The following is a 20,979-nucleotide window of genomic DNA, read 5'->3' as shown; positions in this document are numbered from 1 at the left end:
AACAATCTGCGTTAATCTGTGTTTATCTGCCTTGCATCTGCGGTTTCTGTATCAACCAAAGACTTATGCAATGCAAGCCTACTGAAACTTGCAGGCTGCATCAGCTAGCTGTCACCCCGCAGAGAAAATAAAACTCTTCCGGGGCGCCATACTTGCTACTTGCTAACTTCAAACGGCGTGTATTTCCCCCCCAAAGCTTCGACGATGGCGCGAGTATTAGCCGACATCATTTTCACATAAGAATCGCCATCGCTTCCGGGCGCCCCAATCGAATCCGAATAAAGTTGCTGCGCCGCCAATTTTACCTCCGCTTCCTCCGCCACTGTTCTAATCAGTTGCGGGTTAATTGTAGTCTCGGCAAAAATAGCAGGAACTCCGGCAGCTTTCACCGATTCTACTAACTTTTGCACCGTTTGAGCGCTCGGCTGTTCCTCCGTACTAATCCCGATCAAACTGCCCGCACTTCCCAATCCGTAGGCGCGGCTGTAATATTGAAAAGCATCGTGAGTTGTTACTAATGCGCGCTTATTTTCGGGGATAGTTTTAATCTCTTGTTCGATCCAACTATCCAAGCGTTTTAACTCTTCAGTAAGTTTCACAGCATTCTGCGTAAACTTCTCCCGATCTTCCGGCGACAGTTCGATTAGCGCATCCCGAATCGCTTCCACCATTTGAACTACATTTTCCACATTTCCCCAAACGTGCGGATCGGGTACGGTATTGCCTTCTTTATTCAGTAGCAAAGGCTTGACAACTTCACCCACTGCTAATTTCCGCGCCTTAATTCCGGCGGCATTCATCATCCTAATTAATCCGGGTTCCAAATTGTAACCGTTATACAAAATTAAGTTAGCTTGTTCTAAAGCTTGAGAATCTTTTGGCACCGGTTCGTAAACGTGAGGATCGGTTCCCGGCTGCAAAATTCCTGTTAGCTGAACTTCGCCGCCGGCTACTCGATCGGTCAAATCCTCAATAATTGTGCTGGTAGCAACTACCTTGGGTTTAGCATCTGCCTCTGGAGAGAGGCGATCGCCCTGGGTTTGAGCGCAACTAAATAAACCCAAAGTCAAAATGCCGCAGGCAATACTTCTAATCAAAAATACCTTGGACTTGTCCAATGCAGGGCGGGAGGTTTCAATTCCCCACTCACAGCTAAACTCCCCTTGATAGGATTGCTTTACAATTTCCGTCGGTTTTAACTCACATCTGGCACCATTCTCAATCACCCTTCTATGGGCGGGCAGGATGCCCACCCCACAAGAAAACTCACTCTTCGCTTCACAGGCTTCTTGCCTCTGATTGAGAATGGTGGAAGATATGAGAAGTTTTAACCGACTTGAGATTTTCGCTACAAAGCCTATGGTTTGAGGGGTTTCCAGCTTGGACTGTCGCATTATCTACCTCTGGTGCGTTGCCGATTATTCCTATTTACCGATGATTTCATATTCTTTTCATTTTTACAGTAAACTTAATAAAAAGGATATAGAGTCACCCCAATGAATACCGCCGCCTTCCCCAACGAGAATCCTTGGTCTCAAATGGTTTGCCACCTCAAAGACAGCGCTACCGACACTGAAATTATCACTGTTAAGCACTTAGCAGTAAACTACCGCACGGTAGAGGCACTCAAAGATATCAATCTTTCCGTCAAACCGGGAAGGCTGACGGGTATTATTGGGCCCAACGGTGCCGGCAAAAGCACGCTGATCAAAGCAATGTTGGGCTTAATTCCGGCAGCTCGCGGCACTGTTACCTGGGGGGAAGAAGCGATCGCCGATCGACTCGAAACAGTAGCCTACGTGCCGCAGCGATCGCAAATTGACTGGAACTATCCCGCCACCGTTTGGGATGTCGTGATGATGGGAAGAGTCAGAAAAGCCGGATGGTTCCGCCGCTTTTCGGCAGCTAGTCGCCGCACCGCTGCCGATGCCTTAGAAAGAGTAGGCATGAGTGCTTACAAAGACAGACCGATCGGACAACTTTCCGGCGGACAGCAACAGCGAGTATTTCTAGCGAGAGCCTTAGCCCAAGAAGCCTCTATTTTCTGCTTTGACGAGCCGTTTGTTGGCGTTGACCAAAAAACTCAAAATATCATTTTTGACATCTTCCACCAACTAGCAAATGCCGGAAAAATCGTCTTAGTAGTCAACCACGACTTAGGCGAATCAATCACTAATTTTGACGATTTAATTTTGCTAAATACAGAATTGATTGCTGCTGGTTCCCGCCAAGAAGTGCTAACCCAAGAAAACCTTTACCGCGCCTACGGCGGACAAGTAATGTTCTTTGCCGGACAAGCAGCTTAATTAGCCAGCAGTCAATCGATTTTAGATTTTAGATTTTAGAGGCGACCCCATGGATAAATGCGGGGGCTTGAGGATTTTCGATTTTCGATTTTGCATTGATTCCACGCATAAATCACGTGGCGGGTACCACCTTTGAAATTCTTGGTCATTAATCTAGGAGTTACACTCTTGAACCCGGTTTTTTTGATAATCTTGAATTGGGAAACGATAAATCTCGGATCGAACTCACATCTTGCACCATTCTCAAGAACAGGCTTTCCGGCCTGTTCCACAAAAAGTGAATTTTCTCGCTTCACCCACCGGAAAGCCTGTTCATAAAAAGCTTATTGAGAATGGTGCAACCTCTCAGATCAAACCGGGTTGCTTTGGTTGTTAGTCATTAGTTAACTGTGATTTTATAATTTTATGCTACAAACCTTAATTGAGCCGTTGCAGTACGGATTCATGCAGCGATCGCTCGTAATTGCCATTCTCGTCGGCATCGTCTGCGCGATCGTCGGCAGCTACCTAATGGTACAGCGACTGGCCTTGCTCGGAGACGCCATCAGCCACTCGGTTTTGCCCGGATTGGCGATCGCATTTATCCTCGGAGCAAATATCTTTATCGGCGCGTTCATTGCCGGAGTTTTGAGTACAGTCATCATAGCTTGGATCAAAGCTCGATCGACAATCAAAGAAGACGCGGCAATGGGCATCGTATTTTCGGCATTCTTCGCCCTCGGCATCACCTTAATTACGATCGTCCAAAAAGACAACAAAATCGACCTCAACCACTTTCTGTTCGGCAACATCCTGGGCGTGACTGTCGAAGATGCGATCGACACAGCCGTTATTGTCGCCGTAGTCTTATTAGTTGTAGTAGTCTTTTACAAAGAACTGCTATTTTACACATTCGATCCATTAGGAGCGCAAGCAACAGGTTTGCCAGTAAACCTGCTCAACTTCGGACTGATGGTACTCATCGCCCTCACGATAGTTGCCAGCCTCAAAGCCGTTGGCGTAGTGCTAGTCTTGTCCCTATTAATTACACCAGCAAGTACCGCCTATCTCCTAGTAACTCGCCTGCACCAAGTAATGATTTTAGGCGCAATTATCGGAGTGATTTCCAGCATTAGCGGAATGTATCTCAGCTACTTCTATAACTTACCATCCGGCCCCGCAATAGTTTTAGTTGCATCGGGATTCTTTGTGCTATCACTGCTGTTCAGTCCCACTCAAGGAATCCTCACCCAGCCCCGCACACACTCCGGCCAAATTCCTCCAATCTGGCGGGAATTAAAAAATTTAACTAAAGGCCGATAACAATTAACTTTGTGTTAACGATTCAGCCCCGCCCCTCCAATTTTCAATAACAATCTGCGTTAATCCCCGTGCATCTGCGTTTCAAAAAAGGTTCTCCAATTAATCCACCTAATTGCGAATCACCTGGAGCATCCCGATGTTGTCAAAAGGGTTTTTTGTTTAAGTGCCAGAAAGCAAGCATGGGATGATACCGAACCGGGCGATCGCAACTGCCAACTATTCGTCACAAAAGACTGTACAATAACAAAAGTTAAAATTTCACTCAAACAGAGCTACTCAGTTAAAAAACATGACAGTCAAAGTAGGAGACACCGCACCCGATTTTACCTTACCCTCTCAAACTGGCACATCAGTCAGCCTCAAAGATTTTAAAGGTAAAAAAAACGTCATAGTCTACTTTTACCCCAAAGACGACACACCCGGATGCACAACCCAAGCTTGCGCCTTTCGAGATAGCTACGAAGTCTTCAAAGACGCAGGTGCAGAAGTCATAGGAATTAGCGAAGATTCGCAGCAGTCTCACCAGAATTTTTCTGCCAAATATCAGTTACCTTTTACTTTGTTGAGTGATACGGGGAATAAAGTTCGGCAATTGTACGGCGTTCCAGCTACCTTGTGGATTATGCCCGGTAGAGTAACTTATGTCATTGACAAAGAAGGCGTTGTCAAGCATATCTTTGACTCGATGTTAGACTTCAAAGCACACGTTGCAGAAGCACTCAAAACTTTAGAAACCATCAAAAGTTAGAGGGATTTGCTTAAATATATTGTTGGTAGTGAGGACGAAAGTCCTCCTTGTCTCAAAAACAAGAAAACACTAAATTCCTGACTGCGAACTAACGGTTTTTAGTGAGGAAGAAAGTTCTGAGACTAGAGATTTTCCCCTACCCAAATTTTAAAAGCTTGAATAGCGCGGGTTCTGCCAGCAACTTGACTCTGCTGAGTGTACTGGTTCACCAGTTGAACAATCGGGATATTGGGGAAAGTAGGACTCACATCAGACTCAATATATTGTTCGGCTTGCAAGACGTTGATTTGTAGCCCTCGCCTTGCGTATCGCCAAAGTTCCGGCACTCGTAGAATTTGATAATTATCCAACTGCGTGCGAGAGGTGAGATCAATTTCTATAGCTAAGTCTGGGGGCGGATCGACACTCATATCGAGGCGATTTTTACCGATAACCGCTACTTGATTTTGAATGTAAAAACAGGTATCCGGTTCGACAGCCTGACTCATGCGTTCATTTTTCAACGTTGTCGAACCCAACGACTCAAATGCTATTTGTCGTGTTTCCAACAAAATTTTTACCATGTCGCCAATAATTTCCTTGGCTTTTTCATGTTCGGGCAGAGGAACCATAATTTCTAACCTTCCGTTACTATAGGAAAGTCGGGAAGCACGACGTTCTCCTAATTCCGCCAAAATACTTTCAAATTGTTGCCAGTTAACATCCTCAACCAGTAATTGCTGACCCGGCTGAATCTTCAATTGTCTTAACTCCAATAGCATAATTTTTCATCCATTTTCTCTAGGCAATATCAGCAACGTCCTGACTACGAATCATTATCTAAAAAAACCAAGAAAGGACTAAAGTCCTTACTAAAAACTCGTGGTTCGTAGTAAGGACTTTAGTCCTTTTTTGCTAACGGCTTGCAGCCATTAATAATTAGCACTCAGCAATTATCTAGCTTTTCGCAACACTCGATTTTTCAGATGTAGCGCTTTCGGCAGTTTTGCCATTTTTGCTATTACCGTTACCGTTGCTGTGGCGGGGTTGGATAACTCCATAGCCGCTGTGACTCTTGCGTTCGTAGAGCACATTAATTTCGCCTGTTTCCGCATTACGGAACATATAGAAATCGTGATCGATAATCTGCAATTGTTCCAAAGCTTCTTGCACAGTCATTGGAGGCATGGCAAAATACTTAGTCCGCACCACCTCAGCAGGAAGTTCGGGAGTTCGATCGCCAATCAGATCCGCTACTACAGGATGTTCTTCAACTGCCGTAACCGTTTTAACACTACTGTGGGTCTTGTTGTCGTGGCGTTTTTCCTTGAATTTCCGCAGTTGACGAGCTATCTTGTCGGCAACCAAATCGATGCTGGCATACAGGCTTTCCGTGCTTTCTTCAGCCCGAATCACGCTGCCGTTAGCATAAATTGTCACCTCAGCAGTCTGCTTAGGATTGATCCTGGGGTTACGAGCCACCGATAGATGTATGTCCACTTCTGTAGTCAAAGTTTGAAAATGGCTAACTGCCTTTTCAACCTTTTGATTGACGTACTCGCGAATCGCATCGGTGATTTCTATATTTTTACCCTGGATAACAAGCTTCATAGAGCTCCCTCCCTTCTTTTACTTGGGTATATTTTATACAGTAGCACTATGTATTCTGGAAAACACTTATCTTCCAAATCTTTTATTATATGTTGACAATTCTTGATTTAAGCTGCGCCAATATTCCGTAAATACACTCTTGATTTTTTTCATGATTTCTCCTCTCATCCCTCAACAGTTAAATGCACAACCCTGCTTGCTCTTCGATTGGGGACAAGTGTCCTACTCCCAAGCTTGGGAAATCCAGAAAAAACTCGTGCAAGAGCGCCGGGAAAACCCAGATTTGCCAGATGTGCTGATTTTGGTGGAACATCCGCCGGTGTATACTTTGGGACAGGGCGCGAAGTTGGAATTTCTGAAATTTGACAGCGAAACTCAGCCGGAATTGCACCGAGTTGAACGGGGTGGTGAGGTGACTTACCATTGTCCGGGCCAATTGGTGGGGTATCCGATTTTAAATTTGCGGCGCCACCAGCCTGATTTGCACTGGTATTTGCGACAGTTGGAGGAAGTGCTGCTGGGGGTGCTGGAAGTTTTGGGGTTGAAGGGTTCGCGGGTTCCCGGTATGACTGGGGTTTGGGTGGATGGGTGCAAGGTAGGTGCGATCGGCATTAAAGTCAGCCGCTGGATTACGATGCACGGTTTTGCTTTAAATGTTTGTCCGGATCTCGCAGGTTTTGGGCAAATTGTACCTTGCGGGATTCCCGATCGACCCGTTGGCAGTTTAGAGCAGTTTATTCCGGGAATTGAGATCGATCGAGTGCGATCGCTCGTTGTCGCTGAGTTTGCTCGCGTTTTTGCAGTGGAAATTGTGCGATTCCCTACGGGATAGCTTCGCTTCACGAATGTGTAGGGTGCGTCGCTGTCAACCTTCCTACTAACGATCGCAGTCGGTTTTTTAAGTGCGATCGGAATTTTCCTCCTCATACACCATTAAATCTCCCGGTTGGCAGTTTAGTGCTTTGCACAAAGCATCAAGAGTTGTTTCATCAATTCTTGTCAGCCGGCGACGGGTTTTGATTTTAGAAACAGATGTTGGGTGCATCCCAACTCTAGCCGCCAATTCTTTATTGCTGATATTGCGATCGGCCATCACAACTGCCAATTTCCAACGGATCACTGCGCGTACTCAACTACTAGCCAGGACTCTGCAAGGTGATGTTAGCATCCTGCAACCTTGACTAACACTTGTTTTGCCGTATCGGCAATATTTTTTGTCGTATCGCTTGAATGGCAGCAGCGAATGAACTATGCTGAGGATGTACAAACGGAAAAGCGATCGCCCCTTTGCCTCGAAAACTGAAGGGCGATCGCTATCCGACTATTTTGTAGTTAAAACTCATGATATCACAGCCAAAGTCAGTTCCCGAACTCCTGCGCGAAGAAATTCCCGACGCACCCATTGGAAAGCAACCGATCCGATTGTTGATTTGCGACATTCCCAAAGGAGTAGAAAGCCTCATCAATCTGCTGCACGTTTTGGGTTTTGCAGAAGTTGGTGAATGGATCCCGCCTTTACCGTCCCCTCTAGCAGGTGAAGTAATGCGGATTGTGACCCGTTACTGGAAAGAATAATCTTTAAGGGCGATCGCCCTTTCTCGAGCAAAGTGCGATCGCTCTTAAATTATCAAAAACATCAGGCTTAATTCTCCACCCAATCACTTAAAAACTCCAGACTCAGGATGCTAAATATCGAAGCGAATTAACGCGGCGGTGTTTGCGAGACTTGGGGGTATTATAGAGATCATTTTAACTGTCTGTACTTACTAACTCAATAATTGAGAGAATTGGTAGAATGCGCGATCGCGGGCTTCTCTAACCTCAGACAGAAGCAAGACCGATGCAGAAATACGTCCTAAGAGTTTTGCGATCGCCCCTAGCGTCAGGTATGATTCTTGTTAATTATTGCGCTCCGCTCAAGAGAAAAAATGTATGGCAGATATGTCCGGTCAAGACCCCTCGGAAATTAAAATGGCGACGGTTCATGAAGAAGAAAAAGGCGCAACGTTTAACGGTACGGTCATCCTTGCTATCGATGTCGAGGGTGATGGGGAAGTCCTTTTCTTCAGAGACTTTTTGATTGAAGATTATAAAGGCCAACTTACCGCTTATCTGGCAACAGATGGCAATATAACGAAAAGCATTGATTTAGGCGAACTTAAGCATAAGAGCAGCACCTTTAAGCTGCCAATTCCGCTGGGGACGGATACATCACCCTACAATACAGTGGTGCTGCGCGACGAAAAAAGCAAGAAAAAAGTTGTGACAATCGAGCTGTAAAATTTGCAATTTAGCTCGTAGTTGGGTCAAAGTCGTTAGCGCAGCCCTCGAAGAGGATCGCCCTTTTTTTCCTGAAGTGCGATCGCCCTTAAATTAAGGTGCGTCACTTTCGATCGAACGGCGAAGTTTTGCGATCGCTCGTAAAGTGACGCACTCTACTTTTTAAAACGGAATCGGATCGTAATCGGGATTTTCCGGTTCGTTAGACGAACCCGACGGGCGATCGGACTCAGAATTTGAAGACTGATGCGAGTTCCAATCCGAACTAGACGTGCGGTTAGCGCCACCTGGAGCGCTGTTAGAACTGCGGTTCCGCGAGCCTAAAGGCACTACATTGCTCGGCACATTAGCCGGGGCGCTGTCGCGAATTTGAGCAGGTTCCGGGGCAGTTCTAGTTGGGGGAGCCGAACTCATTGCATCGGCGCCGACACTGTAAATCCTTTGAGCTGTCAGTTCAGCGCGCTTTTCTTTAATACCATCTCTTTCGATCGTATTCATGCTCAGCCGTCCCTCAATAATCACGCGATCGCCCTCGTGATATTTCTCGTGAATTTCTTGAGCAAAATTTCCCCATCCTATCACTTTCAAATGTTCGGGCGGATCTTCGGGTTTTGGGCCGGGAAACTGCACCAACATCTCAGCGATTTGAAGTTGATTGTCAGGAGTATAACGGAGTTGCGGTTGTTGAATTATTTCCGCCATCAAAATGCAGCTATTCATCTGTTATCTGTGCGTAATTGGGAATTGGGAATTGGGAATTGGGCAAACAGGGAATTCGGGATTGGGAATTGGGCATCGGGAATTGGGAATTGGGCAAACAGGGAATTCGGGATTGGGAATTGGGCATGAACTTTCAAGTAAAAAGGTAAAACTTAAAATAACGCATTTTATTTTTTTACTTTTGCATTACCAATTCCCCATTGCCAATGCCCAATGCCCTGTTTGGCAAATGTCCGATTGCGGATTACACGTTACCAAATTTATCTTGGAGAACCGCAGCCTCGGCTTGACTGACAAAATCGTGAACGAGGGCGCGGTACTCTTTCAAAGTTTCAGATACCCAATCTCGATCCTCACTGTTGGCGAAGATATGAACCGTCGGTTCACTAGCATCGGGTAAAACTAATACCCAATTGTCGTCGCTGTAGTTAAAAATCTTCACTCCATCTAATAATTCTAAACGATCGGGCGAATGAGTTTCTACTAAATGTCGCATCAGCGAACCCTTGATAGTCCAAGGACAGCGGACGCTGTAACTGCGGTGGGTGATGCGGGGAAGTTCCGCCTTGATCTGTCCGAGCGATCGCTCCTGAATCGTCATCATTTCTATCACTTTCGCAATGCAGAACATTCCGTCAAATCCGGGATGCAACTGCGGGAAAATAAAACCCATAAGGCCGCTGCCACCCAACACCACATTCGGGTTCCTGTTAGCAGCTTCCATCAAAGCAGTTGGGTTCGCCTTCGTGCGGATTACCTTACTTTGATAGCGTCGGGCGATCGCCTCCACTGCAGAAGACGCATTCACCGGCACTACTACTGTACCTTTGGGATGAGAAGTCAGCATCAAATTTACCATCAACGCCGTCAGCATTTCCCCACGAATCGCTATCCCAGACTCATCGACCAAAATGAGCTGTTCGCCGTTAGCCGATACCTGCACTCCAAAATTAGCGCTGAGTGCTTTCACCACCCGGCCGAGTTGGTCGAGCAAATATTCCCGTTCCCCGTTGCTTAGAGAAGTTTGCTTGAGACTAGCATTGAGGACCACCGCATCGCAGCCGAACTTGGCAAGCATTTGGGGTAAAATTGCTCCAGAAACCGCGTAAACGTAATCGATTACCACCTTAGAATTGCTGTAGCGTATTGCCTCAACATTCATCTGCCGCTCAAAAATGCGGTTGTAAACTTCGAGAGCTTGGTTAAAGTACGTCATCTCTCCAATTTCGGGAATTAGAGCTCGACGCAAATCTTCCTTAAAATAAGCCCCCTCGATTTTTTTCTCAGCTCCTTTAGTAATATTGATGCCTTTGATATCGAAGAATTCAATTAAAATGTGGTCGGAGCGATCGGGCGAAATGCGAACATGAATGCCGCCAGCAATCGACAGCGTAGACGAAACCGTGCGCGCGATCGGAATTGCCGTCGATTCCAAATTGAGCACATTAATTCCCACCGACATCAAACCCGCAATCAAAGACCTCGAAACCATCCGCGAAATGCTCCGCTGGTCGCGAGAAACCGATACCGAAGTCCCAGGTTTCAAAGTCGAGCCATAAGCCGCGCCCAATTTCACTGCAAATTCCGGGGTAATATCCACATTCGCCAGTCCTTGAACCCCACGTTGACCGAACAAATTCCGCTTAGCTTGTTCTCCCCAAATTAAATTTTGATTTAACAGAGCACCGGATTCAATATTTTTGCTCGGCCAGACGCGCACGCTTGGCCCCACTTGCGCTTCTTCTCCCACAATGGACATTGAACCGACGACAGCACCTTCGAGGACGTGAGCGCGCCTGTCTACGCGGGTACTCCGGCAAATCACGCAGGCCCTAAGATGAGCGTCTTCACCGACAATTGCTCCGTTCCACACGATGGGACGTTTGAGATTAGCGTCCGCCCCGACGGTCACGTTATCTCCGATCACTGTACCGGCATCGATTTTAACTCGGGCTCCTATTCGGCAATTGTTGCCGATCATCGCCGGTACTTCGATGATCGCGCTATCGTCAATAAAAGTATTCTGACCTACCCAAAGTCCCGATCGAACTTGGTTATAATAGGTTAAATTCAGTTTGACCTTTCCCCGCAGCGCGTCGTACTGAGCTTCGCGGTAAACATCAAGCTGGCCGACATCGCACCAGTAACCCTCGGCAATGTAACCGTACATCGGCTCGTTTTTTTCCAGCAGCAGGGGAAACAAGTCTTTCGAGAAGTCGCACTCCTGATTTACCGGCAGGTAATCCAAGACCTCGGGTTCTAAAATGTAGGTGCCGGTATTGACAGTATCGGAGAAAATTTCGCTGCTAGAAGGCTTTTCCAGAAAACGGCTGATGCGGTAATTTTCCTCGGTAATCACGACCCCGAATTCCATCGGATTGGGAACGCGAGTTAAAATTAACGTGGCTTTGGATTGCTGACTGCGGTGAAATTCGATCGCTGCCGTTAAGTCGAAGTCTGTAATGCTGTCGCCGCTTATGACCAGAAAAGTTCGATCGAGCAGTTCAGCAATATTTTTGACGCAACCAGCCGTACCCAGCGGTTGGTCTTCCTCCACAGCGTAAGTCATTTGAACGCCAAACTCTGCCCCGTCGGTAAAATATTCGCGCATGACATCGGGAAGGTAGTGCAGCGTTGCAATAATTTCCGTGATCTGATGCCTTTTTAGCAAATTAATAATGTGTTCTGCGATCGGGCGATTGAGAATCGGCACCATCGGTTTGGGCAAATCGCACGTCAGGGGTCTGAGCCTCGTTCCCGACCCCCCAGCCATCAGCACTGCACGCATAAAATCCTCCTTGCTTAGAAAGCTCTCTACCGCTATTGTCCGCTAGAAAAAGTTTGCCTGCTGTAATTCGTTGGCCACCAGGAATCAGTTCTTAGTAAAATATCTTCGAGTAGTTACACATCTGGGCAATCCCGTTTGACCGCGCTGTCCCCCAGCAGCAACCGATTTCAACCGAATTAGAACTTCCGGCATCACACCAATCCCCCGGTCGAACTCGGATTTGTAGGGGATGTTGGGCGATACCAGTTAAAAAACAGAATGCAACTGTATGCCCGTACTCGAAACCCTTCTGTCATCAGTCATTATCAATGCTTTAATTCTTCAATTCTTCCATCTAAAATGGTATAAGTCCTCAGAATCCTCGACTTTTGACAGAAGTCCCTTCTTGCTTACTCGGTGAAAGCTATTTCGGGGGTGTTATTTTTAAGTTTGTGGCCAACGGGGATTTTTAAGTCTCTTTCTGAAGGTGGAATTGCTACGGCTATCGGTGCGCTTTGGCATCTGATAAATGATAGATTAAGGGTAACGCTTTGACTAGCTGACCCAAAATCCTATCCATTGCTTAGGGGTTTTTTAAATGAGTACATTAATTAGCTTGGCATTGCTGATCGCTTACGGCGGCGGTATTTGGAAATTTTGGAATGGTTTCGATCGCACTAACTTCGACAGAAGTTTTGCAAATCGCCTGAAGCTGTCGCTGCTCTGGCCGGCGTTAATTTTTAATAAGCCTTACCGCCAAAACTTTACAAAAGCTCTCAAAGCTTCTAAAAGGTAATTCAAGAATGTCTAAAAAGTCCGAGCGCCCAGTAGCGGGTCAGGAGCAAACTTGGTTTGCTAAAGGAAAATCAGATAGCTGGCAAGTTTTACTGTCGCAAGTCGCTTCTCGGTTCGATCGCGAATACCGGGGAGAAGCTTTCGCTTTACCCGAAGAAGTCGAAGCAATGCCGATTTTCCTAGAATCAGTTGCAGGAACTCTCCAAGAAAAAACAGTTTCTCCCTTCTGGAAAATTGCCAAACCTCAAAAAAATCAGCGCTGTTTAGACATTGGCTGCGGAGTCAGCTTTCTGATCTACCCTTGGCGGGAGTGGGAGGCATATTTTTACGGTCAAGAAATCAGCAGCGCAGCGCGAGACGCCTTAAACGCTCGCGGCCCTCAGCTCAATTCTAAGCTGTTCAAAGGGGTAGAATGGGCTCCCGCTCACCAGTTAAATTACGAGGAGGCTCAGTTCGATTTATGCCTTGCTACAGGCTTTAGCTGTTACTATCCCATAGACTATTGGAGTATTGTCATGGGAGAAGTAAAGCGGGTACTAAAACCGGGCGGTCATTTTGTTTTTGATGTCCTCAACCCCGATGCTCCTTTAGCAGAAGATTGGGCAATTTTGGAAACTTATCGAGCCGGCGAAGTATTTTTAGAGACCATAGAAGATTGGGAAAAAATGATTAAAGCTGCGGGCGCTAAGGTAATAAAAAAGCAAAGCGGCGACTTATTTCAAATGTATAAAGTTCAATACAATTGAGTGGTCAAGGGGAATAGGTAATTAGCTTTATCGTCAAAAATTCAATCGTCCAAAGTCGGTTAGGGCCGACGCAAAAAAACTTAATTCTTAGTGGATAAAGTAGGGTGCGTCAGCAAGTAGAACTTAGTTTGAGAAGCAACAAATATTCAAGCTGATGCACCCTACTAACTACTAACTCACAATAGTGAAGCCAGCAGATTGGATATTACCCATTCCCGATTGCCTCTTACTTATGCCCAATTAATTTTCGGTAGCTGCAGGAGATGGCGCAGCTTCCGGCGACGGCGACACTTCCGGGGTCGGAGATGGCGACACTTCAGCCGCAGGAGATGGCGCTGCTTCAGGTGAGGGCGACACTTCAGCGGCAGGAGATGGGGACACTGGCGGCTGCGGGGACTCTTCGGCGGCAGGAGATGGCGACACTTGTGGCTGCGGGGACTCTTCGGCGGCAGGAGATGGGGACACTGGCGGCTGCGGGGACTCTTCGGCGGGTTGCGGTTGAGGAGAAGGTGACTGTTCCGCGGCTGGTTTTGGTTCAGCCGAGGGCGACGGTTGAGCTGCAGGCTTGGGTACCGACGGCGACGGTTGGGCCCCGGGCTGCGGTTTGGTGGAGGGGGCCGGCGGCTTCTCAAACTGCGGTTTCACTTCTGTAGGCGGTGGGGAGGGCGGCTGGCCTGTTGGTCTCCTGGGCGCTGTCGGGGCGGGCGCTGGCTGCTGCTGGCCTGGTGGGTTGGGCCTGGTTGGGGTGACAGGAATGCCACTGCAAACTTTTTCGTCGTACTTAAACTCGACAGCCAGTTGGTAAAGCTTGTGCGTGCTGGCTGCTGAAAATGTTAGAGAAGGGCTAATAATCGCAATTTTAGCCGCATTATCGAGAATACCGTAACCAGTGGGGACGATCGGCTGAGGCTCTGCCCTGAGCAAGCCTTGAGGGCTGACAACTGCTCCAAAAACTGCTGTTCCTTGGAGTTTTTGCGAGCAAGCTGTTACGGGATAAGGGACATTCACAGGAGTCGGGCCCGTCATTTCCAAGTCAGGATAAGCCTTTTTGAATTTCTCAAACAAAGCAACATAGGTATTTGCAGCCGCAAGCTGTGTCTCTCTGTCGCTGGGTAAGTTTGAAGCTGGTTGGCCAGACTGTCCTAGCTGTCGCTGTCCATCTTCAAATTGTTGTCTCCTGATTCTTTCTTCGGGAGTTTCTGCGATGAGATTCCTTTTATTGGGATCTTTTTGAGTCAATTTTGGTACTCCATCGGGTCCCACATTCCTGCCAATTGGGAATTCCGGGGTAAAGACTGGAGCTCCGTCTGGAAATAGTGGGAGTCCGCCTCTACTGGCTATGATCTTTTTGAGCGTCTCTGCTTCATCTTCCGAGCCGCCGCCGGGAAGCTGGGGCGCTTCTGGCAGCGATGGTGGCGGCGGGATATTGCGATCGAAATTACCAGGTAAGGGCGGGAAAAGAAAACCGCTGGGAGGTACGGGTGGGATGATAGTGGGTGTTGTTGCCTGGGAGGGGGTTCTGACTGTTGGGGATGGATTTTTGGGAGGTGGCGGGGCTGTTGGGGCCGTTAAGGGCGGGAGAGGGGAATAAGGCAGAGGGGAAAAGAATCCAGGAGGCGGCATTCCCGGCGGCATGGCGGGCAAGTTGATGGTATCAGGTGGGGGGGGCAAGGGCGGGGCTAACTTTGGCGCGGGTCGAAGGGGAACTGGTGCGATCGAAAATGGCGTAAACGGCTTATTTGACGCGCGCGGTGGTATGGTTTGTGGCAGGCGGCCGGCTTCTGCGGGAGTTAGTTCTACCAAGCCTACAGAACCGGGAATATTTTTTGAAGAATTTCCACCATAAATTATGTTTGAGAGCGTCGGGGCACTTACTCCGAGCACTCCGTGAAGGCTGACAGAAGCTAGGGCTGCCCACCAATAAGGCTGGCGCAGCGGTTCGGAAAGGGTGTTGGCTAGGGAGGAAGAGTCAGTCATTTAAATTTTAGATTTTAGATTTTAGATTTTAGATTGGGGGATTGGGGGATTGGGAGATTGTTAGATTTTAGATTGGGGGATTGGGAGATTGGGAGATTGGTAATTTATATTGTTGTGGTTGTGATTGAGTGTGAATTCGTTTTAATGAGGAGAGGTTGGGAATTCAAAGGTATGATTTTAGCACGATCGCCCTCGAAGTTGTCCGATCGACCTTGATGAAAATTCATGGGTCCGAAACTGAACCAAATTTATTAAACACGATCGACAGGTTTGATGGATCGGCGTTTCCAATTCGGTTACGCCATCAAAAAACTGATCGAGTGGCTGTCAGCCCAGCCCGCAGCCCCCCGGTGGCCCCGCCCCAAAATGAGTACAAGCCCGCGACACTAGCGTCAGGGTCGATTCTAAAAATTGTAAATTAAAGTTCCTGCTCCCTGATTCACTGCGCTGCAAGTAAATCTAAAATCGTAAGGGCGATCGCACTCACGCCGAAGTCTAAAATCTAAAATCGACAGATTCACCAGCGATAGCGGTAATTTTTAAAAGGAGCTCCCTCGATGGTGAGCAAGTCGATAGGATAAATTGGAGCGCCGCTTGCCATATATTGAAACATTTCTCGAACTTCCTCTCCCCGCAACGACAACTGATCTAATTCCTTGAGAGAATACCAGCCCGCGCACAAAGTATGCTCATCCGGCTTGCTTTTGGGTGGCGTCTTATCTTGCGGACGAGCCACAAAAATGACTCGGAGGCGCACATTACCCTTAGGCATCACTGTATGCTCTACCCGGAGAATTCCCTCAACGACGATGGAAATGCCCGCTTCCTCGCGGGTATTACGCATAGCAGCTTCCAGCAAAGTTTCCCCTTTTTCCACTCGCCCTGCTGGGAGATACCACTGCTGCTCGTACTTGCGCTCTTGTACCAGTAGAAAACGGTCTTCTAAGTGAACGACAACTAGGGTAAAATACCATGTTTGAATCGGCTCGCGAGCCATAGAAGTAGATATTCCCTAAGCAAAAGGTTTAACGAGCGGCAGATGTTAGCAATCCAAAGGATGCTTCGGCAAGTGTCTTTGAACTTGAAAAACAGATCGTAGCACTCCGGCCGCAAAATCTAAAATCTAAAATTTAAAATCTCAAATTGACAATGCCATTACCAACCGTGATTTTACCAGGATATTTTGCTGCTGCTTCCGACTATCGCGAATTAGAAAAGTCTCTGGTCGATCGAGGTTTCCCAACAGTAACAGTGCCTCTGCGGAAGGGAGATTGGTTGCCGACTTTTGGCGGGCGGTCGATGGTGCCAATTTTGCGACAGCTCGATCGCACGGTCAAACAAATGTTACAGCAATACGGCGTTCCCCAGATCAATCTCGTCGGTCATTCCGCCGGCGGCTGGATTTCTCGCATCTATTTGGGCGAAAAGCCTTACACGATTCACGGCGACGTGCTTGAGGACGCGGGTTTATGGGAAGCTCACCCTTATGTGAATACTTTAATCACTTTAGGCACGCCGCACGTCTCTCAAGAGCGCTGGACGCGCAAAAATCTAGATTTTGTCAAAATTCACTATCCGGGGGCTTTTCACCCGCAGGTGCGCTACGTGTGCGCTGCTGGGAAGGCTGTTTTTGGCAAGCGGGGTTTTGGGACTTGGCTGGCTTATAAAAGTTACGAGTTGACTGTGGGGAAGGGCGAAACTTGGGGAGATGGAATTACGCCGGTGGAAGCTGCTGTTTTGGATGGGGCCGAAAATTTGGTGTTGGAGGGGGTTTGGCATTCGCCTCGTTCTCCGGGGAAGTGGTACGGTTCGGCGGAGGTTTTGCCGACTTGGATTGAATATTTGCGTTAGAAACGAACCGCGAAGACGCGAAGGACGCGAAGGAAGAAGCAGAAGGTTTAAGGGAAGGATTTAGTTAGAATTTGATATTAGGAGCGAGTTTAGTACTGCAAAACTCGCCCCCCTATGCTATGTTTACTTAAATTTTTATCGCTAACTGAATAGAGTGAAAAAATATTTTATCTGGCATCATCGCTAAGATTCAGAAGTCACGGCGAACCACACAATCAAATTAGAGGTTGGCTGGGGTGGAATTAGGCGAGAATGCTACTGTGTGCTTGGACGCAGATAACGAATTTGAGCCGGATGCTTTGTGGAGAATTGATGCGGGAGGTCGATCGCAAATTAGGGATGATGATTATGTGCGATCGCACTCCGTAGAATCATCGCAGTGTTTGGTATTTGGTGCGAGGGGCGATCGCTCTTTTTTCACTCAAGCATCGCTTTCCGTCTAATCCTCGCATTATCATAGTAGAAATAGAATAAGATTGTGAAAGGTGAACAAATGGCACAAATTACCACGACTGAATTACCTCAAACCCTCCAGACTCTACTTATAGAGGTCGAACGTACCAAAACCCCCCTCACCATCATCCATGAAGGGAAACCATTAGTGATTATCTATCCTGCCACTACCCAAACCCCACGCCCTGTGTTTGGCACAATGAAAGGAAGCGGTGAAATATTAGGAGATTTAATTGCTCCTGTCGCCGAACTATGGGAAGTTTTAGAATGAAACTTTTACTCGATACCCACATTTGGCTTTGGTATTTACTCGGCGATCAACGCCTATCGCTTCAACTTCAAACCGCGATCGCCGATCCTAATACTGAACTTTGGCTGAGTCCAATTAGCATTTGGGAGACGCTCATTCTTGCAGAAAAAGGAAGGATATCTTTACAGCCAGATCCGGTTACATGGGTTAACTTAGCTTTAAAAACTCTGGAAACTCGTGAAGCCCAAATGAATCACGCCATTGCCATTTTAAGTCGCGAGATTGCACTACCCCATCAAGACCCCGGAGACCGATTTATTGCTGCCACAGCCATTTACTATGGGTTAAAATTAGCTACAGTTGATGCCAACCTTACAGGTAATTCGGTGCTACAAACACTCAGTTAGGCAATATTCTATATTTCTGTAGGCGATCGCCCTTTTTTTGCTGGGGCGATTCGCTATTGGATAGCTACGCTTCACGCCTGGAGTGCAACCATAGCCCTTTGAAATGGTGGAAATGGATCAGATTGTAACTGGAAAAAGAAGTTGGGTAACACGAGTGTCAACGGAATAGGCAAGATAGGCGATCGCCCTTTTTTTTGGTAAGGCGAGGGCTATTTATTTTGATAAAGCGATTCCCTACGGAATAGCGACACGACTCTGACTCTAAGGCTCATGTTTCCGATCAAAAAGATGCTTGATATATTAAGTATAATACCTAAAAAATAAATCAATAAAAATAAAAACCTCAGTTTTGGTTACTGAGGTTTTTAAAATATTAAACGTATGGAAAAAAAGTTTAGGCAAGCTTTACTCTGTATTTAAAATCGCCAAATATCCACTTGTATTTTTGCATGGTGGTAAGCCTTGTGACACTCTGGGCAAAGTGTCATCATATTCTTCAAATCCGCCGGACCACCATCACTGTAAGCAATAACATGGTGTCCATCGGCGATTTTGGAGACTTTAGCGCAAATTTCACATTCGTTACCATCCCTCAGCTTGACTTCTTTCTGCGCCTTCAGGTGTTCAGGAGGTCGTCTTTGACTTGCCATGTTACTCACCCTTGATTTGCTTATTGGAGGAACCTTCAAATACTTCTGGACTTCCCCCTAGAATAGAGATAGTGCTATTTGGAGCAACCGACTTGACTGACTCAGCTACCTGATAAGCAACCTTAACGTAGTTCTCATCATCCAAATTGTTGACTGTTATTTTAAGAGATTTTTTACCCACTGTTCACCTCATGTAGTTAAAGAGAAAAATTGTTGACCATTAGAATCGGTTGCCCTGGCTTCAACCATACCATCTCCCAAAGTGATGGTAATCTCTGGTCTTTTAGACAGTATAGGCTGCCCTTTTTCATCGCGATACAGGACCCAAACAACAACTTCCTCGTTTGATTTCTGTACTACTATATGAATCTCTTCACCCTGGTGTGAGACATTCAAAACTTTGTCACCTTCCTGGAGAATTTTTACGATTAGACTGTCTTTCATCTCAGTGATATCTTATTAAATTTATAGGTCGCTCCATCTATTTGACATTTCCAAGGGAGTAAACTTGCTCTTTATCCATACTAGCAATTATATTTTTTGTCGGCTAGCCAAAAGTATGGTATTTATCGGGACTTTTCCCGTTGATAACGCGCTCCAAAATAGGGAAATGTTGGTAAATGTTGGTAAATGTTGGATACAATACAAACAACCCTGACATCTACGCGACTCTATGAACCTTAAGGAAGTGGTAAAACTCGCAGACGATCTGGTATTTGCTCGAACAGGTAAGCATCTCAATGACTTACAAGAGAAAATCCTGTGCGGGACATGGCAACATGAGGATTACAACGAGATTGCCAAGGAGGTTAACCTCTCTGAGGCTCGTGTTAGAGAGGTTGGAATGGAATTATGGCAGATACTCTCAAAAGAGTTAGGAAAAAAAGTCAGTAAATCAAATTTTCGATCGGCAATGCAGAGGTGGCAAGTTTCAAATGTCTCAAATTTTGCAAAAGATGTGGTAGGGATTGGTATCTTTAACACCTGTGCAGAAGGTAGACATCCGCCAAACATACCGAACTCACGCCCACCAAATCAAGAAACCTCACATCAAGATTTAAGCGAGATGCCGGAATTGGGTGATTTCTTCGATCGCACTCCCGAACTCCACACCCTGACCACCTGGATTCTACAACAACGCTGTCGCCTCATCACCCTCACCGGCATCAGCGGTATCGGCAAAACCACCCTAGCAGTAAAACTCGTACAACAAATTAAAGACGAGTTTGAGTACGCAGTTTGGTACACACTAGACGAATTCCCCACCATAGATAAATTTCAATCTAACCTAATACAGCTTTTTTCCCATTCCGAAAAACAAGATTCATCCCCAACAAACCAAAAACGCTTACCGCTGATTAAGTATTTACAAAACCATCGCTGTTTAATAGTCTTAGATGACGTTCACAACCTTTTCTGTAGCGGCGAATTGGCAGGAAAATATAAACCAGAATCCGAAGAATATCGCACTTTATTCAAACAAATAGAAAAATTATCCCATCAAAGCTGCTTGATGTTAATCGGTTGGGAACAACCGAGAGAAGTGACTCAAGCTAAAAGCCAAAATACTTCTATTCGCATCTTACAAGTCAAAGGTTTAGACATCGCCGCCGCACGGGAAATTCTCAGAGATTATGGGTTAGAAGAAAGCGACAACAGTGAAGCACTCATTCATCGCTACCAAGGCAACCCCCTATGGTTAAAAAGCGTAGCGAATCTGATTCAAGACTTGGGAGGCGGCCTGACAGAGTTATTACCAAATGATACTATATTGTTGCCGGAAGATTTGAAAGATGTTTTACAGCAGCAGTTCGATCGCCTATCGGAACTAGAAAAACAAGTAATCTCCTTATTAGCAAAAGAAAGCCAGCCAATCAACCGAGCAAAATTGCTAGAAAATGACAGAATTCCGGCTTCAGATTTGCTAAATGCGCTGCAATCTCTATCGCGGCGCTGCTTGATAGAACAACAAGCAAATTTTTACACGATTTCACCTGTACTGAGGCAATATGCGATCGTCTATGCGATGTAATTGATATCACTTAGTCTCCGGAGGCAGACTTAGTTTGTATAGCAATTTCAATCGCCGAGTGATTAAATACATAAAAGCGCACAAACAAAAACCGGGCAACTTCAA

At 46.5% G+C, this 20,979-nt stretch carries 24 protein-coding genes; 14 read left to right on the top strand and 10 right to left on the bottom strand.

Annotated features, from left to right (window positions below; translation table 11 throughout):
* Positions 1-155 precede the first annotated feature (155 nt).
* Positions 156-1,394 carry a metal ABC transporter substrate-binding protein gene (locus tag QUA53_RS03085; protein ID WP_445304914.1) on the bottom strand — a complete coding sequence of 413 codons (1,239 nt, stop codon included), beginning with the start codon at positions 1,392-1,394 and terminating at the stop codon, positions 156-158.
* 102 nt (positions 1,395-1,496) lie between these two features.
* Between QUA53_RS03085 and QUA53_RS03080 the strand changes: the two genes are divergently transcribed.
* From QUA53_RS03080 to QUA53_RS03070, 3 genes are all read left to right on the top strand, one after another.
* Positions 1,497-2,306 (top strand): metal ABC transporter ATP-binding protein, encoded by an 810-nt coding sequence (locus QUA53_RS03080; RefSeq protein ID WP_333095155.1) that lies wholly within the window; start codon positions 1,497-1,499, stop codon positions 2,304-2,306.
* A 405-nt stretch (positions 2,307-2,711) separates the two neighbouring features.
* Positions 2,712-3,608, top strand: a complete 897-nt coding sequence (locus tag QUA53_RS03075) for a metal ABC transporter permease (RefSeq protein WP_333095156.1) — start codon at positions 2,712-2,714, stop codon at positions 3,606-3,608.
* Between the two features lie 289 nt (positions 3,609-3,897).
* Complete coding sequence (locus tag QUA53_RS03070) at positions 3,898-4,356, top strand: peroxiredoxin (protein ID WP_333069707.1); 459 nt, start codon at positions 3,898-3,900, stop codon at positions 4,354-4,356.
* A gap of 122 nt (positions 4,357-4,478) precedes the next feature.
* On the opposite strand, the gene QUA53_RS03065 is transcribed toward QUA53_RS03070, so the two are convergent.
* Together QUA53_RS03065 and hpf are read right to left on the bottom strand one after the other, a co-directional pair.
* Complete coding sequence (locus QUA53_RS03065; RefSeq protein WP_333095158.1) at positions 4,479-5,117, bottom strand: Uma2 family endonuclease; 639 nt, start codon at positions 5,115-5,117, stop codon at positions 4,479-4,481.
* A gap of 175 nt (positions 5,118-5,292) precedes the next feature.
* Positions 5,293-5,946, bottom strand: coding sequence for a ribosome hibernation-promoting factor, HPF/YfiA family (hpf, locus tag QUA53_RS03060; protein WP_333095162.1), 654 nt, complete (start codon positions 5,944-5,946; stop codon positions 5,293-5,295).
* Positions 5,947-6,097: 151 nt separating this feature from the next.
* On the opposite strand from hpf, the gene lipB reads away from it, so the two are divergent.
* The gene (lipB, locus tag QUA53_RS03055) at positions 6,098-6,778 is read left to right on the top strand and encodes a lipoyl(octanoyl) transferase LipB (RefSeq protein WP_333095165.1); all 681 of its coding nucleotides are present in this window, start codon (positions 6,098-6,100) and stop codon (positions 6,776-6,778) included.
* 66 nt (positions 6,779-6,844) lie between these two features.
* On the opposite strand, the gene QUA53_RS03050 is transcribed toward lipB, so the two are convergent.
* Complete coding sequence (locus QUA53_RS03050; RefSeq protein ID WP_332984474.1) at positions 6,845-7,066, bottom strand: helix-turn-helix domain-containing protein; 222 nt, start codon at positions 7,064-7,066, stop codon at positions 6,845-6,847.
* Between the two features lie 221 nt (positions 7,067-7,287).
* On the opposite strand from QUA53_RS03050, the gene QUA53_RS03045 reads away from it, so the two are divergent.
* Both QUA53_RS03045 and QUA53_RS03040 read left to right on the top strand, forming a co-directional pair.
* Positions 7,288-7,521, top strand: coding sequence for a hypothetical protein (locus tag QUA53_RS03045; RefSeq protein ID WP_333095166.1), 234 nt, complete (start codon positions 7,288-7,290; stop codon positions 7,519-7,521).
* A gap of 357 nt (positions 7,522-7,878) precedes the next feature.
* Positions 7,879-8,226, top strand: a complete 348-nt coding sequence (locus tag QUA53_RS03040) for a hypothetical protein (RefSeq protein ID WP_333095167.1) — start codon at positions 7,879-7,881, stop codon at positions 8,224-8,226.
* 162 nt (positions 8,227-8,388) lie between these two features.
* Here the strand turns inward: QUA53_RS03040 and QUA53_RS03035 are convergent, their stop codons facing one another.
* Positions 8,389-8,946, bottom strand: coding sequence for a single-stranded DNA-binding protein (locus tag QUA53_RS03035; RefSeq protein WP_333095168.1), 558 nt, complete (start codon positions 8,944-8,946; stop codon positions 8,389-8,391).
* 17 nt (positions 8,947-8,963) lie between these two features.
* Between QUA53_RS03035 and QUA53_RS03030 the strand changes: the two genes are divergently transcribed.
* On the top strand, positions 8,964-9,095 hold the full coding sequence (locus QUA53_RS03030; RefSeq protein WP_333095171.1) for a hypothetical protein: 132 nt from the start codon (positions 8,964-8,966) through the stop codon (positions 9,093-9,095).
* A 95-nt stretch (positions 9,096-9,190) separates the two neighbouring features.
* On the opposite strand, the gene QUA53_RS03025 is transcribed toward QUA53_RS03030, so the two are convergent.
* Positions 9,191-11,734 (bottom strand): mannose-1-phosphate guanyltransferase, encoded by a 2,544-nt coding sequence (locus QUA53_RS03025; protein ID WP_333095172.1) that lies wholly within the window; start codon positions 11,732-11,734, stop codon positions 9,191-9,193.
* A gap of 577 nt (positions 11,735-12,311) precedes the next feature.
* On the opposite strand from QUA53_RS03025, the gene QUA53_RS03020 reads away from it, so the two are divergent.
* Together QUA53_RS03020 and QUA53_RS03015 are read left to right on the top strand one after the other, a co-directional pair.
* Positions 12,312-12,509 (top strand): hypothetical protein, encoded by a 198-nt coding sequence (locus tag QUA53_RS03020; RefSeq protein WP_333030091.1) that lies wholly within the window; start codon positions 12,312-12,314, stop codon positions 12,507-12,509.
* A 7-nt stretch (positions 12,510-12,516) separates the two neighbouring features.
* Positions 12,517-13,254, top strand: coding sequence for a methyltransferase domain-containing protein (locus tag QUA53_RS03015; RefSeq protein ID WP_333095173.1), 738 nt, complete (start codon positions 12,517-12,519; stop codon positions 13,252-13,254).
* A gap of 240 nt (positions 13,255-13,494) precedes the next feature.
* Here the strand turns inward: QUA53_RS03015 and QUA53_RS03010 are convergent, their stop codons facing one another.
* Positions 13,495-15,231 carry a hypothetical protein gene (locus QUA53_RS03010; RefSeq protein WP_333095174.1) on the bottom strand — a complete coding sequence of 579 codons (1,737 nt, stop codon included), beginning with the start codon at positions 15,229-15,231 and terminating at the stop codon, positions 13,495-13,497.
* Between the two features lie 517 nt (positions 15,232-15,748).
* The gene (locus QUA53_RS03005) at positions 15,749-16,228 is read right to left on the bottom strand and encodes an NUDIX domain-containing protein (protein ID WP_333095175.1); all 480 of its coding nucleotides are present in this window, start codon (positions 16,226-16,228) and stop codon (positions 15,749-15,751) included.
* Positions 16,229-16,380: 152 nt separating this feature from the next.
* On the opposite strand from QUA53_RS03005, the gene QUA53_RS03000 reads away from it, so the two are divergent.
* From QUA53_RS03000 to QUA53_RS02985, 4 genes are all read left to right on the top strand, one after another.
* The gene (locus QUA53_RS03000; protein WP_333095176.1) at positions 16,381-17,082 is read left to right on the top strand and encodes an alpha/beta fold hydrolase; all 702 of its coding nucleotides are present in this window, start codon (positions 16,381-16,383) and stop codon (positions 17,080-17,082) included.
* 236 nt (positions 17,083-17,318) lie between these two features.
* Positions 17,319-17,525 (top strand): hypothetical protein, encoded by a 207-nt coding sequence (locus QUA53_RS02995; RefSeq protein ID WP_333095177.1) that lies wholly within the window; start codon positions 17,319-17,321, stop codon positions 17,523-17,525.
* Between the two features lie 50 nt (positions 17,526-17,575).
* A complete protein-coding gene (locus tag QUA53_RS02990; RefSeq protein ID WP_333053935.1) occupies positions 17,576-17,806 on the top strand; it encodes a type II toxin-antitoxin system Phd/YefM family antitoxin in 231 nt (76 codons plus the stop codon).
* The gene (locus QUA53_RS02985) at positions 17,803-18,192 is read left to right on the top strand and encodes a PIN domain-containing protein (protein ID WP_333095178.1); all 390 of its coding nucleotides are present in this window, start codon (positions 17,803-17,805) and stop codon (positions 18,190-18,192) included. Before QUA53_RS02990 ends, QUA53_RS02985 begins: the two co-directional genes overlap by 4 nt.
* Before the next feature lie 416 nt (positions 18,193-18,608).
* On the opposite strand, the gene QUA53_RS02980 is transcribed toward QUA53_RS02985, so the two are convergent.
* Together QUA53_RS02980 and QUA53_RS02975 are read right to left on the bottom strand one after the other, a co-directional pair.
* The gene (locus QUA53_RS02980) at positions 18,609-18,842 is read right to left on the bottom strand and encodes an HNH endonuclease signature motif containing protein (protein ID WP_333095179.1); all 234 of its coding nucleotides are present in this window, start codon (positions 18,840-18,842) and stop codon (positions 18,609-18,611) included.
* A 189-nt stretch (positions 18,843-19,031) separates the two neighbouring features.
* The gene (locus QUA53_RS02975) at positions 19,032-19,286 is read right to left on the bottom strand and encodes a hypothetical protein (RefSeq protein ID WP_333095180.1); all 255 of its coding nucleotides are present in this window, start codon (positions 19,284-19,286) and stop codon (positions 19,032-19,034) included.
* Positions 19,287-19,515: 229 nt separating this feature from the next.
* Here QUA53_RS02975 and QUA53_RS02970 point away from each other — a divergent pair, with 229 nt between their 5' ends.
* The gene (locus tag QUA53_RS02970) at positions 19,516-20,874 is read left to right on the top strand and encodes an NB-ARC domain-containing protein (RefSeq protein WP_333095182.1); all 1,359 of its coding nucleotides are present in this window, start codon (positions 19,516-19,518) and stop codon (positions 20,872-20,874) included.
* The last annotated feature ends 105 nt before the right edge of the window (positions 20,875-20,979 follow it).

Source organism: Microcoleus sp. Pol12B3 (genome assembly GCF_036701355.1).
Taxonomy (GTDB): domain Bacteria; phylum Cyanobacteriota; class Cyanobacteriia; order Cyanobacteriales; family Microcoleaceae; genus Microcoleus.
The sequence above is the reverse complement of the archived record's forward strand: the minus strand, read 5'-3'. Positions and strand labels throughout refer to the sequence as shown.